Genomic DNA, 19,409 nt, shown 5'->3' on the forward strand with positions numbered 1-19,409 from the left:
CTACTGCCCCAACCGTTCGAGGAGAGCCGGCACGTGGACCTGATCGGCCTTATAGTTTCCGGTCAGCGCATACATGACGATGTTCACCCCGGCGCGGAAGGCCATCTCCCGCTGCACCTCGCCGCCGGGCACGACGGGGTAAAGGGGGCGGTTCTGATCGTCCAGGGCCCAGGCGGAGGCGAAATCGTTTGAACTGATAACGAGTGAGCTGACGCCATCGGTCTGGGAGCGCACGGCGCGTTCGGCGTCCGTCTGAGGCGCCGCCTCAACCCACAGCGTGCCGCCGTCCCAACGGCCGGGGAAGCTGTCCATCAGATAGAAGGCCTTGGTCAGCACATGTTCGGCCGGGACCGGCTCCAGGGGCGGAATGTCGAGCTTGCCGATCAGCCGCTCCAGCGCCGAGCCGCGCAGGCGCGCATTCGCGTTCTCTTGCTTGGTGTCGAAGACGATCATGCCGCCCTGCTTCATGTAGGCGTCGACCTTGGCCAGCGTCGCATCGGACAGGGGCGCTGCGTCTTGCTCCACGGGCCAGTAGAGGACCGGGAAGAAGGCGAGGTCGTCCTTCTCGATATCGACGCCGATGGGCTCGGCCGGCTCCAGCGCCGTGCGGGCGGTGAGCACGCGGGACAGGCCGGCGAGGCCCTGGCGGCTGGTCTCGTCGATGGCCGGATCGCCGGTCTCGACATAGGCGAGATGGGTGGCGAGCGAAGACTCGAGGCCGAACATCTCCTCAGGCGTGATGTCGTCGGCGGTGATCTGGTTGGAGGGCTCGTCCTGGGCCGGCAGGTTGCCGGAGGGCGGCGACTGCAGGAACTGGGCCTGGGCGACAGCGTCGGCGGGGTTGCCGGCGACGAGCGCGATGCCGAGCAGGATAACGGCAGCGCCCGCGGCGCCACTCCCAGTGCGGCTCGCGGAAGATCCGCCGAGGCGTCCCCGCCAGCGCATGCCGCCGCTCAGGATCAGCATGGCGATGATGTCGACCACGAACAGGCCAAGGGCTGCGAGATAGAGCCACTTCTCCAGGGCCATAGGCGGGCGGAGCGTATAGCCGCCGATGGTGGCGGTCTGGCCCGCAGCGCTGCTCAGATCGCCCATGGGCGCCAAGCGCATATTGGGACGGCCGATATTCAGGGCGCGGGTGGCGCGGTCGCGGCCATAGAACCCGGGCGGATGCTCCGGCGACGGCGTGACGCTGTCGATCTCCTTGGCGGGAATGGGCGCGGCTTCCGGCGGGGCCGGTATGAGCTGGCCGAAGCCGTCGAGGGTCTGCACCGGCGCCAGCGCCGTCTGGTTGATGGCGGCGGCCTCGTCCTCGGCGCCGGCCGCGACTGTGCTCGCTTCTCCCGCATCGCCGATCTCCACCTTGGTGGGGGCGAGCGCCACGATACGGCGGAGCATCTGGACGAACAGGCCGGATAGCGGAAGGTTCGACCAGTCGGAATTGGCGGTGATATGGAAGAGCACGACCCAGCCATCGCCCTGGCGGGCGGCAGTGACCAGGGGTGTGCCGTCGGCTAGGCGTGCCCAGACCTGAGAGTCCGTCGCGACGGTGGGATCGGCCAGGACCTGACGCTTCACGTCCACATCGTCGGGGATCTCTAGACCGCGGAAGGGGCTCTCGTCGTCGAAGACGGCGAGCGGCTGAGGATCGCTCCAGGACATGGAGCCGCCCAACGACCGGCCGCCCCGGCGGAGGACCACAGGCAGCAGCTCGTCGCCGCCTTGCTCCATGCGCGGACCGGCAAAGCGGATCAGCACGCCGCCGGCGCCGAGCCATTCTTCCAGGTCCTCCTGGGTGGCGGGCAGCAGCTTGCCGATATCGGCAAGCACCATGGTGGAGACATTCTGGTCGATCAGATCTTCCACGGCGAGGGTGACGTTTGCTTCGCGCGGGGTGACGACGTCGGCATAGGGCGAGAGCGCGCGCTGCACGTAATAGAGTGGCGACAGCAGCGGCTGGGCGGCTTCCCGGGATTCGCCGGAGATGATGCCGACCCGATGCCATTGGGAGCGGCCGTCGAGAAGCTGCACCGCGCCGGCGGAGGTCTCGGCCCGGATCTGGAGGCGCGCGATCTGGTTGCGGATCTCAAGCGGCAGGTCGAATTCGACGGTCGCCTCGCGCTTGCCGTCGGGGATGCGGAAGGCGGCCTCACCGAGGGGCTCGGCGCGGGCTGTGAGGGCCTGCACCGTGCCGGAGCGTGGGCCTTCGGCGGCACTGGTGACCTTGGCCTGTAGGGCCGTGGCATCGCCGGTGCTCCGGCCCAGCAGAAGCGGGGCGTCCTCCCTGCCGGGGCGCAGGATGCGCAAGGAGCCGGTGCCGCCGGCGAGGCCGGCAAGGGTTTCGGCAAACGCTTCGCTGGCGCCGTAATCGATGCCGTCGGTGAGCCACAGCACGCTGTAATCGGTACGGTCGCCGAGCTGGCTTTCAAGCTTCTCCGCCAGGCCCGCGCGGTCCGGCGCGTAAGGCTTCGGTGCGAGTCCCGCGGCGCGCTCGCGCGCCCGGCCCGCATCGTCTGGCTCGCTCAAGGTCTCGCCTTTTGCGGTCGGTGCGAGAACCACGGGCTTGCCTTCGCGGGCGGCCTCGTCGAGGGCGGCGGTGATGGCTTCGCGGCGCTCTGCCCAATGGCTGGCGCTGGCCCAACCGTTATCGACCACCAGAAGCAGCGGACCTTCGCCGGCGGCGGTATCGGTCTCCGGATTGAGCACGGGCTGGGAGAGGGCGAGCACGATGAGCGCTGCGAGCAACATGCGCAGAAGCGTGAGCCACCATGGGCTGTGGGCCGGGGTCTCCTCGGTGGTCTGGAGATCCTTCAGGAGCCGGGTCGGCGGAAAGTTGATGCGCTGGGGGCTCGGCGGGGTGAGCCGCATCAGCCACCAGATGGCGGGGAGCGCGGCCAGGCCGAGCAGCACCCAGGGCTGCAATATGCCGAGGGAACCCAGGGTGATCATGACGCCGGCTCGCTTCCGCGGGCGGTGGGCTGACGGAACTGGTAGCTCTGCTCCAGCCCGGCGAGGCGGTTATGGATCGACAGAAGCGCCTCTCCGGCTGGGCGGTCCGTGTGGTGCAGGAAGACAGACCAGCCGAGGCGCCTTGCGAGCGCGTTTAGCCCGTCGCGGTGATCCTGCAGGCGTTCCGCGTAGGCCTCGCGCAGGTTCTCAGCGCGTCCGGCGATGACCCGGTCGCCGCCTTCCGCATCGGTGAACTCCGTGCGCCCCTCGTAGGGAAGCGTCTCTTCGGCGGGATCGAAGACCTGGATCATGTGGCCGCGCACGCCCTGGGCCGCGATGGCCTCGACGGCCTTTGCCGTGTCGGCGACGGGTTCAAGGAAGTCGCTCAACAAAATGCACTCGGAGAAGCGGTTGAGGGGCGCTGCCGGGGGCAAGCTGCCGCCGCGCTGGGATTCGCGCACCAGGATCTCCGCGAGGCGCCGCGTTGCGTGGCGGCCGGTCATGGGCGCGTGCCCCAGGAAGCCGACCCGTTCGCCGGCGCGGATCAGAAGCTCGCAAAGCGCCAGGGCCAGAACGGCCGCGCGGCTATCCTTGTAGGTGCCGGAAAGGGACGAGCGGAACTGCATGGAAGGGGAGAGATCGGTCCAGAGCCAGACCGTGTGGGCTGCCTCCCATTCGCGCTCGCGCACATAGAGATGGTCGGAGCCTGCCGAGCGGCGCCAGTCGATCCCGGACAGGGAATCGTTCTCGTCGAAATAGCGGAACTGCCAGAAGGTCTCGCCGGGACCGGCACGGCGGCGGCCGTGGGTTCCGTAGGTCACCGTGTGGGCGACACGCTGGGCCTCGAGAAGAAGCGCAGGCATGCGGTCGGCGAGGCTATGCGCCTCGGTGACCTCAGGCGGTAGCGTGTGGGCCATTTTCTGGGCCAAAAAGCGATCCTATCGAAGAGTGATCCTTATTGCAGCGGCTCGACCAGGCGGGCCACCAGATCCGAAATGTGGATGCCTTCGGCGCGCGCCGTGAAGGTCAGCGCCATGCGGTGCTTCAGCACCGGCTCGGCGAGCTCGACCACATCGTCGACGGAGGGCGCGAGCCGCCCCTCGATCATCGCCTTGGCGCGGACGGCCAGCATCAGCGCCTGGCTGGCGCGGGGCCCGGGCCCCCAGGCGATCAGCTCGTCGAGCTCTGCATTGGCGGTCTGGCCCGGACGGGCGGAGCGGACCAGCTGGAGGATCGCGTCCACCACCTGATCGCCGACGGGAAGCTGTCGCACCAGGCTCTGGGCCAGCATCAACTCCTCGGCGCTGAGTATGGTGTGGAGCTCGCGGCGATCCACGCCGGTGGTCGCCATGAGCATACGGCGCTCGGCAAGCTCATCCGGGTAGGAGACGTCGATCTGCAGCAGGAAACGGTCGAGCTGTGCTTCGGGCAGGGGATAGGTGCCCTCCTGCTCCAGCGGATTCTGGGTCGCCAGCACGTGGAACGGCTGGGGCACGTCGTGGCGATGACCCGCCACGCTGACATGGTTTTCCTGCATGGCCTGAAGCAGCGCCGACTGGGTCTTGGGGCTGGCGCGGTTGATCTCGTCGGCCATCAGAAGCTGGGTGAAGACGGGGCCGGCCACGAAGCGGAAGCTGCGCTCGCCGCCCGGGCTTTCCTCCAGCACCTCGGAACCGAGAATGTCTGAGGGCATTAGGTCCGGGGTGAACTGAATGCGCTTGTTGTCGAGACCGAGCACGGCGCCGAGCGCTTCGACGAGGCTGGTCTTGGCGAGGCCCGGCACGCCAATCAGGAGCGCATGGCCGCCGGAGAGCAGGGTGATGAGGGTCAGGTCTATGACCTTCTCCTGGCCGAAGATCACCGAGCTGGTGGCTTCGCGCACATCCTGGATCTTGCCGCCGACCTCCTCGATCAGGTCGACAAGTTCGTCTTCAGTCGGGTTGGATATTGTCATGCGTACCGTCGTGGGTTCGTCGGGCGAAAAGAAAAGGCCCGGAGCGATCGAATTGAATACTCGGCCGGACAGCGTGTGGATCACCAGTCTCGGCGGCAATTTGGTTACAATAGTGACCGCTTGAAGCTGATTGACCAAGCAATCTAGGGGCGATCGCGGGCTCCAGGGATTAAATTTTGTTCATAGCCAGGGATGCGGTTCAAGACATGGCTCAAGACAGGCAACAGGAAGCAGCGGAAGAGCTGGCCAAGATCCGGGGCGGCGAAGCGCCGAAGAAGACCAAGCCGGACCCGGAGTTTTGCGGCGATATCGGCATGAAAATCGCCCGGGACGGCACCTGGTACTACCAGGGTAGTCCCATCAAGCGGATCGCCCTCTCCAAGCTGTTCTCCACGGTGCTCCGGAAGGAAGAGGACGGCGTTCACTATCTCGTGACCCCGGTCGAGAAGGTGTCCGTCGAGGTGGAGGATTCGCCCTTTGTCGCAGTGGAGATGACCGTCGAAGGAGAGGGGAAGGATCAGGCCCTGACCTTCCGCACCAATCTCGACGACGAGGTGACGGCCGATGGGGAGCATCCCTTGAGCTTCCGGCCCGAGGACGATGGCAGCTTCACGCCGTTCGTGCGGGTGCGGGGCGCGCTCGAAGCGCGAATTGCGCGCTCGGTGTTCTACGATCTCGTCGAGCTCGCGGCGGAGAAGGACAGCCAGCTCGGCATCTGGAGCGGCGGCAGCTTCTTCGCCTTTCCCGAGAGCGAATAAGATCAATCGAGGCGGAAGGCTCTGCACGCTGTCGCCTTGAGCGCCCGCGCCCGTTATGCTGGTCACGGAGCGAATGGCTCATGGGAGGATAAGAGAGGCTGACGGTCTTATATGCTGCGCGTTCTTCTAATCAATATCCTGCTGTTTTCACTGCCTTTTATCGCTTATGCGGGCTATGTCCTGCTGACCAAGAACGCCAACAGCGCTTCGGCTTGGGACAACGTGCCGATTCTCTGGCTGCTCGCTGCGGGCTTCGCGCTGCTTTTCATCGGCATGGTGTGGCTGGTGTCCTTTGACAGCGGCGCTCCGGGCGCCAAATATCATCCGCCGGTCTATGAGGATGGCGTCATCAAACCTGGCTATGTCGAATGAGCGTTGTCGCTCAAGATAGGCGTGTGAGCGCATTTCTGAACGTAGAATATTCCTGACGTAGAGAATGTCCCTTCCATCGGTAAAAGATGCGCCTTGGTTCAAGGCGCCTGCGACGCAAGCCGTCTTCGCCGCGCTGAACAAGGACGGTGCCGAGACGCGAATTGTCGGCGGCGCCGTGCGCAACGGCCTCATGGGGCTCAACGTGGCGGAGGTTGATTTTGCCTCCACGGCGGAGCCAGAGCAGGTGGTCAAGCTGGCGGAAGCGGCCGGGCTGAAGGCGGTGCCCACGGGGCTGGAGCATGGCACGGTGACGGTGGTGACCGATGGCGTTGGCCACGAGGTCACGACCTTGCGGGAGGACGTCGAGACGGATGGCCGTCACGCGACCGTGCGCTTCACGACCGATTGGGCGGCCGATGCGAGCCGGCGGGACTTCACCCTGAACGCGCTTTATGCGGATGCGGACGGCACCGTCCACGATCCGCTTGGCGGCTATGAGGATCTGGAAGCGGGGCGTATCCGCTTCATCGGCGATCCGGCGGCGCGGATCGCAGAAGACTATTTGCGCATCCTCCGCTTCTTCCGGTTCTTTGCAATTTACGGGAAGGGGACGATCGACGCAGACGGGCTTTCCGCGTGCGTCCGGCTTCGCGACGGGCTCGACGGACTCTCGGCGGAGCGGGTCTGGGGCGAGATGAAGCGCCTGCTCGTGGCGCCGCGCGCCAAAGAGGTTGTCGGGCTTCTCTACGATTATGGGCTGCTGCCGCAGATCTTAGGGAGCGCGCCGCGGCTGCCGCAATTCGACAGGCTCGCCGAGATCGAGGCGGTGGTGGGCGCGGCGCCCAATGCTGCCCTGCGGCTGGCGGCGCTTGCCGTCTACGTCGAAGACGATTTGGAACGGCTCACGGAGCGGTTCCGCCTGAGCAATGCGGAATCTGCCGTTCTCGAAGAGGTCGTCGACGTGCTGCAGATCGAAAAGGCGCCGGACGAGGCGACCGGCAAGCATCTTCTCTATCGGCTTGGGCCGGACTCCTATCGCCGGCGGGTGCTGACGACCTGGATGGAGGAGGGGGCTGCGCCGGACGATGATGCGTGGACGGCCGCCTATGAGCTTCCCGACCGCTGGCAGGCGCCGGAGTTTCCCCTGAAGGGCGAGGATGTGATGGCGATGGGCGTGCCCAGCGGGCCTCAGGTGGGCCGCATCTTGCGAGTGGTCGAGCGGACCTGGATCGAGGCTGGCTTTGAAGGCGAGCGCGAGGTCCTTCTCAAGCAGGCGGAAGCTGCCTCGAAGGCGTAGCGGTCAGGCTTGACGGCGAGAGAAGACGGCGTTCGAAAACGCCGCCTTCCTTGGTCCCCGCTTAGGCTATCGGGTCGAGTTCCATGTGTGGCCGACCGTCCGAGGTTTTCTCGGTGGTGCGGCCCGTCTCGTCGACAATGCAGGAGACGCGCTGCCGGTAGGCCGAGAAACTGTCGAAGGTCACAACGTCGACGGGCTCTTGGAACTGCACCGTTATGCGGACACGGCCAGATGGTCCCATCTGCTGGATGGCGACGAGCTCACCCGTAAAGGGCTGGCCGAGATAATGACCCCGCACCTTCGTGCCGAGGGCCAGCGGCCTGCGGGGCGGCCGGTTTCCCAGCGCTGCGTGGAGCGTGTTCCAGTCACGATAGCCGTGGCGATTGGCTATACGCTCCAGGGATTGTCCATGGCTGATGGTGGTGCCGAAGGCGGCCAGGTCCTGCCGGAGCTGGCGTGCCTCGGTCTTCAGGTCGGATAGGGGCGGCAGTGTAATGGGCGTCGTCATCGCGAACCTCTCGCAATTCCGCATGCCGACGATGGTGGAGCAATCGCTCCCGATGGGGCTCGCCTTGCCATCTGCGCCGGATGCCTGGGTTGCGATCGGGCCGATGTGTCGTCTTGTAGGAAGGGCTCTACCTTAAGCGTGTGCTTGCGAGCGGCTGGGGCCTTCACCCGAAGCGGTAGATAGGGAGCCGCCGGTCCGCTGTCAATCGGGCGTGGCAGGGGCCAAAAGAAAAGCCGCGCCCCTCAGGTTGAGGGACGCGGCCTGTTCGTTTCAAAGAGGCTTGGGTGCGTGGCTTAGAAGCCCATGCCGCCCATATCGCCCATGCCGCCCGGCATGGCCGGAGCAGGGTTCTTCTGGGGATGCTCGGCGACCATGGCCTCGGTGGTGATCAGGAGGCCGGCGACGGAGGCTGCATCCTGCAGCGCGGTGCGCACGACCTTGACCGGATCGATCACGCCTTCCTTGACCAGGTCGAGATACTCACCCGTCTGGGCGTTGTAACCGTAGCCGTAATCGTCCTTCTCGAGCACCTTGCCGGCCACGACCGCGCCATCCTCGCCGGCATTCTCGGCGATCTGGCGGATCGGCGCCTGAAGCGCGCGGCGAACGATGTTCACGCCGACGCTCTGGTCCTCGTTCTCAGGCTTCAGCCCGTCGAGGGACTTCACGGTGCGGAGCAGAGCCACGCCGCCGCCGGGGGAGATGCCTTCCTCCACGGCTGCGCGGGTCGCGTTGAGCGCGTCGTCGACGCGATCCTTCTTCTCCTTCACCTCGACCTCGGTGGCACCACCGACGCGGATCACCGCAACACCGCCGGCGAGCTTCGCCAGACGCTCCTGCAGCTTCTCCTTGTCGTAGTCCGACGAGGTCTCCTCGATCTGCGCGCGGATCTGGGAGACGCGGGATTCGATCTCCTTCTTGTCGCCGGCGCCATCGACGATGGTGGTGTCGTCCTTGGTGATCTGGACCTTCTTGGCCTGGCCCAGCATGTCGAGGGTCACGCCCTCAAGTTTGATGCCGAGATCCTCGGAGATCATCTGACCGCCGGTCAGAACCGCGATGTCCTGGAGCATGGCTTTGCGGCGATCGCCGAAGCCAGGCGCCTTGACGGCAGCGACCTTCAGGCCGCCGCGCAGCTTGTTGACCACGAGGGTGGCCAGGGCCTCGCCCTCGACGTCCTCGGCGATGATCAGAAGCGGACGGCCGGACTGGACCACGGCTTCCAGGAGGGGAAGCATGGTCTGAAGCCCGGTGAGCTTTTTCTCGTGGATGAGGATGTAGGGGTTCTCCAGCTCGACGCGCATCTTCTCGGCGTCGGTGATGAAGTAGGGCGAGAGGTAGCCTCGGTCGAACTGCATGCCCTCGACGACCTCAAGCTCGGTCTCGAGCGCCTTGGCTTCCTCGACGGTGATCACGCCGTCATTGCCGACCTTCTCCATGGCCTCGGAGATGAGGCGGCCGATCTCGGCGTCGCCATTGGCGGAGATGGTGCCGACCTGGGCGATCTCGCCGGAGCCGGTGATCTTCTTCGACTTGGACTTCAGCTCCTCGACGACCTTGGCAACGGCCATGTCGACGCCGCGCTTCAGGTCCATGGGGTTGGCGCCGGCCGCGACCGACTTCAGGCCTTCCTTGACGATGGACTGTGCGAGGACGGTGGCGGTGGTGGTGCCGTCACCAGCGGTGTCGTTGGTCTTGGAAGCGACCTCCTTCACCATCTGGGCGCCCATGTTCTCGAACCTGTCCTCAAGTTCGATTTCCTTGGCGACGCTCACACCGTCCTTGGTGATGCGGGGCGCGCCGAAGGACTTCTCCAACACCACGTTGCGGCCTTTCGGGCCGAGGGTCACCTTGACCGCATTGGCTAGGATGTCGACGCCGCGGAGCATGCGCTCGCGGGCGTCTTGGGAAAATCTCACGTCTTTTGCAGACATGGCTCGTTCTCCGTGAATGAAATGAAATTATGCAGCGTGTTGGTTACGCGGCCTTTTTGGCGGACGCGGTGCCCTCGAGGATGCCGAGGATGTCGCTCTCCTTCATGATGAGCAGGTCCTCGCCGTCGATCTTGACCTCGGTGCCCGACCACTTGCCGAACAGAACGCGGTCGCCGGCCTTCACCTCGAGCGGCTGGACCTGACCTTTCTCGTCGCGGGCGCCGGGGCCCACGGCGACGACTTCGCCTTCGGAGGGCTTCTCCTTGGCGGTCTCGGGAATGATAATTCCGCCCTTCGTCTTTTCGCCTTCTTCAAGACGGCGCACGACGACGCGGTCATGCAACGGACGAAACTGCATGGCTTTGTTCTCCTCTAACCAAATTTTCCCGTTGATCGGGCGCTAGAAATACCGGCCCGTTCGGCGGCTATGTAGCGACAGTTGTTAGCACTTTCAATAGGAGAGTGCCAGCTTGGTAGCAGCCTAGCCAGACGGCTGCTAGTTGCCTGAAATCTCTCAATAAAACCTGGACATGGTCGGCGCGGGACGATTTAATTTTGAGTCTTACAAGACCAAAGCAGGGGCTTTTCGATGACTGACAACGCGCTCGTTTCCCAGCTCTGTGGCTTTTCCCTCACCACCGCCGAAATCCTCTACCGGTTGCCCGACCATAACCGCCTGCTCCAGAGCTATATCTGGCAGGATTACGACATGGCGCCGCGCTTCCCGAAGCTGAAGGATTTCCTCGCCTTCTGGGACGAGAATCTGGAGGGGCCGCTCTACCGGGTGCGGGTTGCCCATAAGCGGCTCATCTCGCCGACGGAGTTCGATTTCGTCGAAGGCGAGCTCCGGTTGCAGTGAGCCGTCTCTCGCGCCGCTAGCCTTCCCTTCGGGCCCATGGCAGTCTTTCCCGACATTTTCCGATGTTTGGGGAAGACATCATGTGGCATTGGCTGAAAGGGCTGGTCGTCGGCGTTCTGCTCGGCGTCATCATCGGGTTTGCGGCGGGGCTGTTCGTCTTCCCGTATCTGTTTCCGCCGCCGGCTGGCACCGACACGCTGACGGAAGCGGAAGCCGGGGAGTTGGTTGCCCAAGGCACCTTCATTCACGCCAACCCGTCCGACCCCGTCCATTACGGAAAGGGCAAGGTCAGCGTCTATCCAGACGTTCTTTTCCTGGAGAAGGATTTCGAGGTGGGGCCGGGGCCCGACTATCACGTCTATCTCGTGCCGGCTAAGAAGGTGCGCAGCGAGGCGGATGTCGAGGACACCATGTATGTGGATCTCGGGCGCTTGCGGGCCTTCGAAGGTAGCCAGAAATACGAGATCCCCGCGGGCGTCGACCTGACGAAATACCCGAGCGTGGTGATCTGGTGCCAGCAATTTTCCGTGCTGATCTCGCCGGCCGATCTGACCTTTGAGGCAGGCTCAGGGCAGAAGAAGGCACTCTAGCCACCCCCGATCAGAAGCGGAGGGTGACGTCGCCCTGGATGCCGTGATCGCTGGAATCTTCGCCCATCTGGCCCGAATAGCTCACGCTCATGGTGGTCATGCTGCCGACCTCAAGATCGAGGCCGGCTTCTAGCACTAGCGCGTCTTCCGAAAGCGGTGCGCCAACCACATCGAAGGCCGAGCTGCCGCCGGTGAAGGCGAACACCACAGACGGATCCGTATCGCCGAAAGCGTGGCGCCAACCGATCATCCCGCGCGCGGTCAGCGGCATGGTCTGGATCAGGCTCTGGCTGGAGGCACGCAGGCCGAGGGTAGTGAAGGTGGTGTCGGCGGACTGGCCGGAGGCCTGGAGCGCCGCCGCCCCTCCGCTCTCCCGGAAGCCGTCGCTGTCGAGATTGATATGGGCCAGGCCGACGAAGGGCTCCATGTTGGCCGGCATTGCGGCGAGACGGTAACCGGCCTCGCCGAAGGCCTGGAGGCTATGGGCATCGTAGTCGGCGTTCAGAGAGTCAGCGTATCCCGGAAAGGCTACGTTGCGGCTCGTGTCGATGCCGTACCAGGCATAGGCGAGACCGCCGCGGAGGTTGAGCCCGCCGAGCTGGGTGCCGCCATAGATGCCCAGGTTGGTCGTGTCGACATCGGCGCTGGAAAGCCGCGCATCGGCGTCAATTGAGCTATTGGCGTAGCCGGCCAGGACACCCAACCGCGTGTTTGGATTGATCGCGCCGTCCACGCCCACCACGAAGCCGCCGATGGAGCGGTCGACGGAGGCGGCGTTGGCGCTGCCGTCCCACGAACCCCAGGAGCCGTAGCCCTGACCCCACGCCGTCAGGCCGTCGGTGGCACTATGGCCGAGATAGCTCATGGTCGGCATGGCCGGGGCGGCCGAGTCGTCGAACGCGTCGGAGATCCGGTTCATGGCCGCGTTGCGGACGAAGCGGCTGTCATCGATGAGGGTGGTCTGAACGGAGGCGTGGATCTCGCCGGACAGGCTGTCGAAGGCCCGGCGGGCGTCCGACCCGTTCAGCAAGACCAGGGATTCGATCACCGCGCTGTCGAGGGGCAGGCTGTCGAGAGCCCAGGCGGTCGACCGTTGGTTACGGGTGTCAGCCACGGAGGCGAAGGCCACGTTGCTACGGTCGATGGTCAGCATCACGTCGGTGGCCGTGTAGCTGAGGGTGGGCATCAGGAAGACGCTGCCGTCTTTCAGGCCCACGCTGTCGAAGCGGGTGCCAGCAAGGCTGCCTGCGGTCAGGATCGTATAGGTTTCGTTGAGGGCATAGCCGCCACTCAGCGAGCTCACCGCCACCCGCCCGGCGAGGTTTGCCGTGCCGCCCACGATGATCACTTCGACGCGGCGGTTCTGAGCGCTGGCGTCCGGATCGACCTCGACCTCGTAAACGGAGCTGGAGGTCATGTTCAGATCCCCGCCCACGTTGATCACGCCGATGGAATTCCCCGGAGAGATGGTGCCGGCGCTGTTTAGATCGCCGCCGATGCGCCAGTTGCCGCCGAGGGTCGACGTCCGGTCGACGATGACGTTGCCGCCTACGATAACGCGTCTCGGGATCGAGCCGCCGGTGGTCGACGACCCGTTGGTCAGGGTGACGTTTCCGGCGATCTTGCCGCCCTGCTGACTGAAGGTGTAGGTCGAGTTGTTGGCGTCGATATCGCCGTTGATCTCGAAATACTCGTCGAACGTGGCGTCGGACCCGGCCGCGGTCTCGAAGTTGCGGACGCCGAATGTTCTGCCGGTCCAGTCTGCCTGGGCGCCGAGATAGACATCGGTGTAGCCGCCGCTCTTTGGGTCCGTGTCGACGATGTCGCCGGAACTCGTCGAGCCGTCCTCAAGGGTCAGGTTGACTTGGCCGTCCTGGCCGGCGGCGTCGCGCTTCACCTGAAGCAGCACGCCGTTGTTCTTGGTTGCCACGCTGCCGTTGCCGAGGGTGATCGTCTGGATTTGCCCCGACTGTTCGAATTTCGAGCGGAAGGTCGCGTCAGCGGCCTCGACACGGGTGCCGTTCAAGGTCACCTTGGCGCTGTCCACCAAGCGCACTCCGATGCCTTTCTCGGAGATCAGGGTTGAATTCGTCGCGGTGAGTGTGCTGCCCGTCACGACACGCGCGGCGTCGGCATCTTCGCCGCGGACGCGAATTGAGGTGTTGCTGAGCTCGAGGGTGCCGGACGTGTCGCCGGCGCCGACACCTCCGCCGGCCAGGGCGCCGATGCTGTTCGCGCCCTCGGTGATCACGGTCACGTTCTTCGCAACGATTACGCCGTTGCCCGAGCCGCCGGTCCCGCCGAGAGCCATCAAGCCATTCGCGCTTTCGTGCGGTGATCCCGGATTGGATCCGCCGTAAACATGAAGGGTGCCGCCGTTCAGGTTGGTGCGTCCGCCGGCATAGGCCCAGGCGGCCGTACCCACATAGCCCGTGGTGGTGATGTTCACGTTGTTCGCCGTCAGCGTCGACCCGGCGCCGGAGGCATAGACCCCGTAGCCCATGAACCCTTCGGTCTTGATTGAGCCCTTATTCAGAGTGACCGCGCCGCCATTGATCGCGTAAGCGCCATAGGCGCGCTGGCCCAGGGTATGGATGGTCGTTCCATTCGTCGTGACGCTCGCGCCGCTGCCTTCTGCGAGGATGGCATAGCCCCGAGAGCCGTCGCCGTCCTGGGCACCTTGGCCCTTGGCATTGGCGGTGGTGATCGAGCCGCCCGTCAGATTGACCTTTGCCGTGTCCGCGCCCGAAACGTCGGCGTAGACGCCATAGGCGTGGAGCCCGTTGGTGACGATGTCGAGATCCCGGCCCGTGACTGCCCCGCTCTCGACCAAAATACCGTAGCTCTGATCGTCGAATGTGGTGATGCCGCTCTGGGCGATGTTGGCCGAAGACGACTCGATGACGTTGAGACCGGGGACTCCGCCGCTCGACTCGATCGCGATGGCCGATCCGGTGAGTTCGGCGCCGTTCTCGACACGCACGCCGTTGTTGTACGTGGTTCGAGACCCGTCCGTGTCGCTGTCGATGACCGTCTGAGCGGGCGCGGCGGTGGCGATAGCCCCAAGAGCCGCGGCGATCAGACCAATGGCAGCGCTTCTTTCGAAGTGCGCGATGTTGAAGATTTTCCGCATGTCGTCCCCCGAAGGAGCGACCCGCATCTCCCCGCTTCAAGGAGAATCCGCCGCTAACCCCGGGGTCGACTCTAGCGGAATTTTTCTTGCTTCTTCAATGTCTTAACTGTCGCATACCTTGCGTGTTTTTGATGGGGATAATATTGCAACCGAGACGGCAAGATGTCCTGGTTGAGTTGCTCTATATCTCTCGTCGTTCGGGAGAATTTGGCGGCCCAGGTTGCCAGACCAAGGGCCTAGAGGGCGCCGCGCAAGGGGCAGGGGTTACGGGCCTGCGGTTCTCGCAACAAAAAGGGCGCCCCTGGGGCGCCCTTTTTCACAACTCTTCGATCACTCTCGATCGACGTCTAGCTCGACTGATGGGCGGTCGGCTCGTCGCCGATCTCGCCGATGGCATCGGTATGATAATCGTCGCCGAATTCACGGATGCGCGCCTTCTCCTTCTCCAGAACCGGCCGCAGATCCTTGAACGCCTCCTTGTAGCGGTAGAACGGAATCCGCGGGAAGAGGTGATGGATCAGATGGAAGTTCTGGAAGAAGTAGAGCCAGTTCAGGAACGGCTCCTTCAGCCGGCCTTTGAAGAGGAAGATGTTGGTGTCGCGGTACCGCTCCTTCGCCACATGGGGCTGATGCGGGATGTAGGCGAAGAAATAGATGATCAGCGCCGACGCCAGAATGTGGGGGATCACCCACAGCATGAAGACCTCGCGCCAGTAGCCGAAATAGCAGAATGCGATGATCGAGCCGTAGTAGATCGCATGCATCACCATGATGTGGATGGCGAGCGGCCGCATGCCCGGGATATGCGGCTTGAAGGCGATGTATTTCCAGAAATAGTGATGGTACCAGGGGACGATGGTCAGGCAGCGGAACAGCACGTTCCAAAAGCCCTTCACGTCCACCCAGTGGTCCGGATCCAGGTCCGGATTGTTGGTCTCCCGGTGATGGGCCAGATGCATGTGCCGGAACGACTTGTACTCGTGCAACAGGATCGTGCCGCAGACATAGCCGACCAGATGGTTCACCCACACCATGCGCGAATCCTTGCCGGCGATATTGCCGTGGCAGGCCTCGTGCAGCGGGGTCTGATCCGCGTAGAGGATGAAAGTGTTGAAGATCAGCCCCAGCCAGAGCGGGATGATGCCCATGGTGCCGAGGGTCACCACCGTTAGGAATGAGACGAGAATACCGAAGGCAAGAGCGACGGTCGGCCAGGCGACCATGCCCTGATACGGCTTGATGAGCCTCAGCGCTTCGCGCTCCGTCTGAGGATCGGCCCGATCGCGCGGCGCTTCCTCGCCCCGCGGGATGCCATCGACATAATTCACGTTGGTGCCCATTTTTGAGTCCCCTGTCCTCCATATTTTCGGCATCGGACTTAGCGTCCTGTTCGACGGTTGATCCGTCTGTTGGCGATGCCGCTGCGACCCTGCATGTCCCTGCGCGAAGGGATCACGCTGGTATCACGACTCTTTTCTCCAATAATTCTGCGAAACTGCCCGCGTTCGCGCAAGTTTCAAATGCTCTTGGGGGCGAAGCGAAATGTCCCAGGAGTAAATGCGGGGTCAACAAAGTCCCTCGCTGACGCGAAAAGGGCCCGCCGGGCGAACCGGCGAGCCCCAAAACTCTAACGATCGGTAAGGTTTAGCACCTTAGTAGCAGAAATGGGCGCGACCGTCATAACCCATGAAATAGCCGGTCCTCGGGTTGAAGCTCCGGTACTTGCTGGAGCAGTAGGCATACCAGTCAGGCGACCAGGCCGGCGGCCCGCCGTAAGAATACTCAGCCGGGCCGTAGTAGGAATAGGCCGGGGGAGGCGGAGGCGGCGGAGACGCGGCCGCGCTGCCGATCATGGCGCCCACGCCAAGGCCGATGATGCCGGCGGCGAGAGCATCGCCGTGGTCATCCTTGTGGTTGTACTTGCCCTGGCGGTAGCCGCGGTTATAGCCGCGATCATACGCCCGGTCGCCGCGGTTATACCCGTGATAGCGGTCGCCGGCGGCTGCCGGGACGGAATAGGAAACCGCCGTAATGCCGATCAGGGCGGCGGCCAAAACTGCGCTCAGTTTCTTCATCGCTCAAATCCTCTTTCGGCGCGGTGGTTGGGGGGAGCGCCGAATCTCCAAAAGGGGGTGCAGCCACGATTGATTAATGGTGGTTTAAGGCAAAATAGCGCCCCTTAGCTGAACCGCCGATTAACGAAGGCAGGTGCCGCCGCCGGCGCATAAAAAAACCGCCGGGCACGTGTCGCACCCGGCGGCTTATCGGAAAATTCCGAATGATTGGCCGGCTTTAGCCGAGCTGCAGATTGGCAGCCTGCTTGCCGCGGCCGCGGCGGTCGTCCTCGATCTCGAAGGAGACCTTGTCGCCTTCGTTCAGCGGCGGAATGCCGGAGCGCTCCAGAGCGGAGGCGTGCACGAACACGTCCTTGCCGCCGTCTTCCGGGGCGATGAAGCCGAAGCCGCGAGAATGATTGAAGAATTTCACGGTGCCATTGACACGAGTCATGATGGGAGTCCTTTCCCGCTGAAGTTTGCACAAACGGGCCCTTCGACTCCGCAAAAGCGGAATCGTCGGCGTCTTGAAATGTCGGGAAAGGGTCGTGCTCTTTTGGTTAGGCCGATAGTCACTTTGCCGTCGTCCAAGTCCGCGCCCAAATGGTCGTTACGTCACCGTGGGCGCCCGGTACGCAAGACTTTGCTCTAGGTGCGACAGGTTGGCAAGCGGCAATATCGTGGCCCAAAGATGGCACGGTTAGCGGGTGGTTAACGCCCATACTCCCGCGCTCCCAGCCACAAATCTAAACAAGAGATTAACAACTGTCTCAGATTGGGTTCAGGCGCCCCCGCCTAGACCTCTGCCCAGGCCTGCACATGACGCAGGCCGCGCCGCAGGACGGAGGGCATCATGGGACGGGGGAGAGCATGGATCGCGGGGAGCATCGCCCTTGGATTGCTGCTGATCGCGGGCGCTCTTCTCCTGAACTATCCGGACCTCGGGGCTTCGCTTCTCCGGGCCGCAAGCGCCAAGCTCCTCGCCGTCCAGCCGTCTCTGCCGGAGGATCTCCCGGTGATGTATGCGGGCGTGCGCGGGTAGGGGGCTTTATGGCCACCTCACCAGCGGTGGCAGGGACGAGAGGATCGACTCTACATTGCCGCCGGTCTTCAGGCCGAAGATGGTGCCCCGGTCGTAGAGGAGGTTGAACTCCACGTAGCGGCCGCGGCGACGGCCTCCTTTTCGATGAGCGGCGCGCGCTTGACTCAAAATCGAGATATGATAGAAAGGTCATATTAGGCGGGCTGATGATAACCCCCAATCGGGAGGGGCAAATGAAAAGAGCCGTTCGGCGATGTCCTAAGTTTGAAAGTCAGTGGCTGCGCTATGCGGCGGCCAGCACAGTTGGTCTTAAGGCGATGGCTGTCATCGACTCGCACTTAAGCTACATGTCGCAGTTTGACGACGCGATCTCGCGGCTTATGGAGCTTGGAATTCTGTTCAAAGTTAAGAATTCGGCTGGGGTTTATGAGCTCCGGCCCAGGAACATTTCTTATTACGTAAAGCTCTCCGTTAGAGAGGATATCGTCGCAGCTACGGAAATCTGTGTTGAAAATCTTGCGGAAGATGAAATTGAGGGGAATGAGGTCGGGGCCTCAATGGATGCGGGGAATAAGGTAGTTAAGAAAAGGAGGAATCCATGACCACAGTTCTCAAATTTCCTCGCGTCCCTACGGAAGACTCGACACTTACGAGGGACCTCCTAACAAAGAATCCCCTCTATCAAATCGCGCACTCGGAGGAGTTCGCGAACTTGGTTTGTGCGGGATTGGTGTTGGAAGCAAGGAAGCATGCGAATTTGACTCAGAATGAGTTGGCCGCGCGAGTGGGAGTTAGTCAGTCTAGGATTTCGAAGATGGAAGCTGACCCTTTCCAAGGCGAGCTAAAGCTCTCAACCCTTTATCGTATCGCCGAAGCATGCGGGTTCGAATTAAGTGTTGAATTGAGACCTAAGTGCGAAGGGAAGCAACGGGGCGAAGAACCTACTCGCTGCCGCGGTTAGCCTCAGGGGCGTTGTCTGTTAAGGCCACATCACGAGCGGTGGCAGCGAGGAGAGGATCGACTCCACGTTGCCGCCGGTCTTCAGGCCGAAGATGGTGCCCCGGTCGTAGAGGAGGTTGAACTCCACGTAGCGGCCGCGGCGGACGAGCTGCTCCTCCCGGTCGGCCTCTTCCCAGGGCTTATCCATGTTGCGGCGGACGATGTCGGCGTAGATGTCGTAGAAGGCCTTGCCCACACTTTTCGTGAAGGCGAAATCCTCCTCCCAGTCGCCGGTATCGAGATAGTCGTAGAAGATGCCGCCGATGCCCCGGGGTTCGCTGCGGTGGGGCAGGTAGAAGTACTCGTCGCACCATTCCTTGAAGCGCGGATAGTCGCCGGAGGCGGAGCCTTCGCAGGCGGCGCGCATGGCGGCGTGGAAATCCTTGGAATCCTGGTCTTCCTGGTTGCGGCGCCTGTCGAGTACGGGCGTGAGGTCGCCGCCGCCGCCGAACCAGCCCTTCGTGGTCACCACCATGCGGGTGTTCATGTGGGCGGTGGGGACGTTGGGGTTCATCGGGTGGGCGATGAAGGAGACGCCGGAGGCCCAGAAGCGCGGGTCTTCGTCGGCGCCGGGCACGTGTTGTGCAAATTCCGGCGAGAAGGTGCCGTGGACGGTTGAGGTGTGCAGGCCGATCTTCTCGAAGATGCGGCCCGACATGGTGGACATCACCCCGCCACCGCCATCGGCGCCGTCGTGATTCTCCCGGGTCCAGATTTTGCGGGTGAAGGTGCCGGGCTCTTTCCCGTCCGTTCTAGGCATGCCGTCGGCCTCGGCCTCGATGGCCTCGAGGGCGGCGCAGGCCGAATCCCGAAGCTTGCCGAACCACTCGCTGGCCCGCAATTTCCGCACCTCCAGCTCCGCCGGCGGAGCAGGTGCATCGACGCTATGTTGCTCATTCATAAGCCATCCTCCCGTCTGACTTCTGCTGGGTCCGCGGCACGCTTGCCAATTGGTGCGTG

Annotated in this window: 19 protein-coding genes and 1 pseudogene; 8 read left to right on the forward strand and 12 right to left on the reverse strand. The window is 63.6% G+C overall.

Annotation, left to right across the window (positions count from 1 at the left end; translation table 11 throughout):
- The 3 genes from ACFQ2F_RS05975 to ACFQ2F_RS05985 are packed head-to-tail and all read right to left on the reverse strand — an operon-like array spanning position 1 to position 4,903.
- Positions 1 to 2,949 carry a DUF4159 domain-containing protein gene (locus tag ACFQ2F_RS05975; RefSeq protein WP_379087163.1) on the reverse strand — a complete coding sequence of 983 codons (2,949 nt, stop codon included), beginning with the start codon at positions 2,947 to 2,949 and terminating at the stop codon, positions 1 to 3.
- Positions 2,946 to 3,878 (reverse strand): DUF58 domain-containing protein, encoded by a 933-nt coding sequence (locus ACFQ2F_RS05980; RefSeq protein ID WP_379087166.1) that lies wholly within the window; start codon positions 3,876 to 3,878, stop codon positions 2,946 to 2,948. Before ACFQ2F_RS05980 ends, ACFQ2F_RS05975 begins: the two co-directional genes overlap by 4 nt.
- Before the next feature lie 26 nt (positions 3,879 to 3,904).
- Positions 3,905 to 4,903 (reverse strand): AAA family ATPase, encoded by a 999-nt coding sequence (locus ACFQ2F_RS05985; RefSeq protein WP_379087169.1) that lies wholly within the window; start codon positions 4,901 to 4,903, stop codon positions 3,905 to 3,907.
- 206 nt (positions 4,904 to 5,109) lie between these two features.
- Here ACFQ2F_RS05985 and ACFQ2F_RS05990 point away from each other — a divergent pair, with 206 nt between their 5' ends.
- The 3 genes from ACFQ2F_RS05990 (at position 5,110) to ACFQ2F_RS06000 (ending at position 7,330) form a co-directional block, all read left to right on the forward strand.
- A complete protein-coding gene (locus tag ACFQ2F_RS05990; RefSeq protein ID WP_379087172.1) occupies positions 5,110 to 5,661 on the forward strand; it encodes a DUF1285 domain-containing protein in 552 nt (183 codons plus the stop codon).
- A gap of 111 nt (positions 5,662 to 5,772) precedes the next feature.
- Positions 5,773 to 6,033 (forward strand): DUF6111 family protein, encoded by a 261-nt coding sequence (locus tag ACFQ2F_RS05995; protein WP_379087175.1) that lies wholly within the window; start codon positions 5,773 to 5,775, stop codon positions 6,031 to 6,033.
- Between the two features lie 64 nt (positions 6,034 to 6,097).
- Positions 6,098 to 7,330, forward strand: coding sequence for a CCA tRNA nucleotidyltransferase (locus tag ACFQ2F_RS06000; RefSeq protein ID WP_379087178.1), 1,233 nt, complete (start codon positions 6,098 to 6,100; stop codon positions 7,328 to 7,330).
- A 61-nt stretch (positions 7,331 to 7,391) separates the two neighbouring features.
- Here ACFQ2F_RS06000 and ACFQ2F_RS06005 read toward each other — a convergent pair whose 3' ends face one another.
- The 3 genes from ACFQ2F_RS06005 to groES all read right to left on the reverse strand — a co-directional run bounded on the left by ACFQ2F_RS06005 (position 7,392) and on the right by groES (position 10,130).
- A complete protein-coding gene (locus tag ACFQ2F_RS06005; protein ID WP_379087181.1) occupies positions 7,392 to 7,838 on the reverse strand; it encodes a glyoxalase superfamily protein in 447 nt (148 codons plus the stop codon).
- A gap of 293 nt (positions 7,839 to 8,131) precedes the next feature.
- Positions 8,132 to 9,772: a chaperonin GroEL gene (groL, locus tag ACFQ2F_RS06010; RefSeq protein WP_379087184.1), complete on the reverse strand. Its 1,641-nt coding sequence runs from the start codon at positions 9,770 to 9,772 to the stop codon at positions 8,132 to 8,134.
- A 43-nt stretch (positions 9,773 to 9,815) separates the two neighbouring features.
- Positions 9,816 to 10,130, reverse strand: coding sequence for a co-chaperone GroES (groES, locus tag ACFQ2F_RS06015; protein WP_379087187.1), 315 nt, complete (start codon positions 10,128 to 10,130; stop codon positions 9,816 to 9,818).
- Between the two features lie 231 nt (positions 10,131 to 10,361).
- On the opposite strand from groES, the gene ACFQ2F_RS06020 reads away from it, so the two are divergent.
- Both ACFQ2F_RS06020 and ACFQ2F_RS06025 read left to right on the forward strand, forming a co-directional pair.
- Positions 10,362 to 10,631 (forward strand): usg protein, encoded by a 270-nt coding sequence (locus tag ACFQ2F_RS06020; protein WP_379087190.1) that lies wholly within the window; start codon positions 10,362 to 10,364, stop codon positions 10,629 to 10,631.
- A gap of 80 nt (positions 10,632 to 10,711) precedes the next feature.
- On the forward strand, positions 10,712 to 11,221 hold the full coding sequence (locus tag ACFQ2F_RS06025) for a DM13 domain-containing protein (protein WP_379087193.1): 510 nt from the start codon (positions 10,712 to 10,714) through the stop codon (positions 11,219 to 11,221).
- Positions 11,222 to 11,231: 10 nt separating this feature from the next.
- On the opposite strand, the gene ACFQ2F_RS06030 is transcribed toward ACFQ2F_RS06025, so the two are convergent.
- The 4 genes from ACFQ2F_RS06030 to ACFQ2F_RS06045 form a co-directional block, all read right to left on the reverse strand.
- Positions 11,232 to 14,354, reverse strand: a complete 3,123-nt coding sequence (locus tag ACFQ2F_RS06030; protein ID WP_379087196.1) for an autotransporter outer membrane beta-barrel domain-containing protein — start codon at positions 14,352 to 14,354, stop codon at positions 11,232 to 11,234.
- Positions 14,355 to 14,701: 347 nt separating this feature from the next.
- A complete protein-coding gene (locus ACFQ2F_RS06035; RefSeq protein ID WP_379087199.1) occupies positions 14,702 to 15,694 on the reverse strand; it encodes a fatty acid desaturase family protein in 993 nt (330 codons plus the stop codon).
- Positions 15,695 to 16,006: 312 nt separating this feature from the next.
- Entirely contained in the window at positions 16,007 to 16,429 is a 423-nt protein-coding gene (locus ACFQ2F_RS06040) for a BA14K family protein (protein WP_379087202.1), read from the reverse strand.
- Between the two features lie 217 nt (positions 16,430 to 16,646).
- Positions 16,647 to 16,862: a cold-shock protein gene (locus ACFQ2F_RS06045; protein ID WP_069095474.1), complete on the reverse strand. Its 216-nt coding sequence runs from the start codon at positions 16,860 to 16,862 to the stop codon at positions 16,647 to 16,649.
- A 399-nt stretch (positions 16,863 to 17,261) separates the two neighbouring features.
- Between ACFQ2F_RS06045 and ACFQ2F_RS06050 the strand changes: the two genes are divergently transcribed.
- Positions 17,262 to 17,450, forward strand: a complete 189-nt coding sequence (locus ACFQ2F_RS06050) for a hypothetical protein (RefSeq protein WP_379087205.1) — start codon at positions 17,262 to 17,264, stop codon at positions 17,448 to 17,450.
- 6 nt (positions 17,451 to 17,456) lie between these two features.
- Here the strand turns inward: ACFQ2F_RS06050 and ACFQ2F_RS06055 are convergent.
- A pseudogene (locus ACFQ2F_RS06055) lies at positions 17,457 to 17,579 on the reverse strand (coproporphyrinogen III oxidase); the annotation flags it as partial.
- 104 nt (positions 17,580 to 17,683) lie between these two features.
- On the opposite strand from ACFQ2F_RS06055, the gene ACFQ2F_RS06060 reads away from it, so the two are divergent.
- Positions 17,684 to 18,052, forward strand: a complete 369-nt coding sequence (locus tag ACFQ2F_RS06060) for a hypothetical protein (protein ID WP_379087208.1) — start codon at positions 17,684 to 17,686, stop codon at positions 18,050 to 18,052.
- Entirely contained in the window at positions 18,049 to 18,411 is a 363-nt protein-coding gene (locus ACFQ2F_RS06065; protein WP_379087211.1) for a helix-turn-helix domain-containing protein, read from the forward strand. The genes ACFQ2F_RS06060 and ACFQ2F_RS06065 overlap by 4 nt, the downstream gene beginning before the upstream one ends.
- An 18-nt stretch (positions 18,412 to 18,429) precedes the next feature.
- Here ACFQ2F_RS06065 and hemF read toward each other — a convergent pair whose 3' ends face one another.
- Positions 18,430 to 19,350, reverse strand: a complete 921-nt coding sequence (gene hemF, locus ACFQ2F_RS06070) for an oxygen-dependent coproporphyrinogen oxidase (RefSeq protein WP_379087214.1) — start codon at positions 19,348 to 19,350, stop codon at positions 18,430 to 18,432.
- Positions 19,351 to 19,409 lie beyond the last annotated feature (59 nt).

Source organism: Methyloligella solikamskensis (assembly GCF_042676065.1).
Classification (GTDB): Bacteria; Pseudomonadota; Alphaproteobacteria; order Rhizobiales; family Methyloligellaceae; genus Methyloligella; species Methyloligella solikamskensis.

What these genes read in the sequence shown, in the direction of transcription:
- ACFQ2F_RS05985 (WP_379087169.1), bottom strand. Translation starts at nt 4,903, where the DNA reads ATGACAATATCCAACCCGACTGAAGACGAACTTGTCGACCTGATCGAG.
- ACFQ2F_RS06020 (WP_379087190.1), top strand. Translation starts at nt 10,362, where the DNA reads ATGACTGACAACGCGCTCGTTTCCCAGCTCTGTGGCTTTTCCCTCACC.
- ACFQ2F_RS05975 (WP_379087163.1), bottom strand. Translation starts at nt 2,949, where the DNA reads ATGATCACCCTGGGTTCCCTCGGCATATTGCAGCCCTGGGTGCTGCTC.
- hemF (WP_379087214.1), bottom strand. Translation starts at nt 19,350, where the DNA reads ATGAATGAGCAACATAGCGTCGATGCACCTGCTCCGCCGGCGGAGCTG.
- ACFQ2F_RS06025 (WP_379087193.1), top strand. Translation starts at nt 10,712, where the DNA reads ATGTGGCATTGGCTGAAAGGGCTGGTCGTCGGCGTTCTGCTCGGCGTC.
- ACFQ2F_RS06000 (WP_379087178.1), top strand. Translation starts at nt 6,098, where the DNA reads ATGTCCCTTCCATCGGTAAAAGATGCGCCTTGGTTCAAGGCGCCTGCG.
- groES (WP_379087187.1), bottom strand. Translation starts at nt 10,130, where the DNA reads ATGCAGTTTCGTCCGTTGCATGACCGCGTCGTCGTGCGCCGTCTTGAA.
- ACFQ2F_RS05990 (WP_379087172.1), top strand. Translation starts at nt 5,110, where the DNA reads ATGGCTCAAGACAGGCAACAGGAAGCAGCGGAAGAGCTGGCCAAGATC.
- ACFQ2F_RS06035 (WP_379087199.1), bottom strand. Translation starts at nt 15,694, where the DNA reads ATGGGCACCAACGTGAATTATGTCGATGGCATCCCGCGGGGCGAGGAA.
- ACFQ2F_RS06065 (WP_379087211.1), top strand. Translation starts at nt 18,049, where the DNA reads ATGACCACAGTTCTCAAATTTCCTCGCGTCCCTACGGAAGACTCGACA.
- ACFQ2F_RS06060 (WP_379087208.1), top strand. Translation starts at nt 17,684, where the DNA reads ATGAAAAGAGCCGTTCGGCGATGTCCTAAGTTTGAAAGTCAGTGGCTG.
- ACFQ2F_RS06040 (WP_379087202.1), bottom strand. Translation starts at nt 16,429, where the DNA reads ATGAAGAAACTGAGCGCAGTTTTGGCCGCCGCCCTGATCGGCATTACG.
- ACFQ2F_RS06005 (WP_379087181.1), bottom strand. Translation starts at nt 7,838, where the DNA reads ATGACGACGCCCATTACACTGCCGCCCCTATCCGACCTGAAGACCGAG.
- groL (WP_379087184.1), bottom strand. Translation starts at nt 9,772, where the DNA reads ATGTCTGCAAAAGACGTGAGATTTTCCCAAGACGCCCGCGAGCGCATG.
- ACFQ2F_RS06030 (WP_379087196.1), bottom strand. Translation starts at nt 14,354, where the DNA reads ATGCGGAAAATCTTCAACATCGCGCACTTCGAAAGAAGCGCTGCCATT.
- ACFQ2F_RS05995 (WP_379087175.1), top strand. Translation starts at nt 5,773, where the DNA reads ATGCTGCGCGTTCTTCTAATCAATATCCTGCTGTTTTCACTGCCTTTT.
- ACFQ2F_RS06050 (WP_379087205.1), top strand. Translation starts at nt 17,262, where the DNA reads ATGGGACGGGGGAGAGCATGGATCGCGGGGAGCATCGCCCTTGGATTG.
- ACFQ2F_RS06045 (WP_069095474.1), bottom strand. Translation starts at nt 16,862, where the DNA reads ATGACTCGTGTCAATGGCACCGTGAAATTCTTCAATCATTCTCGCGGC.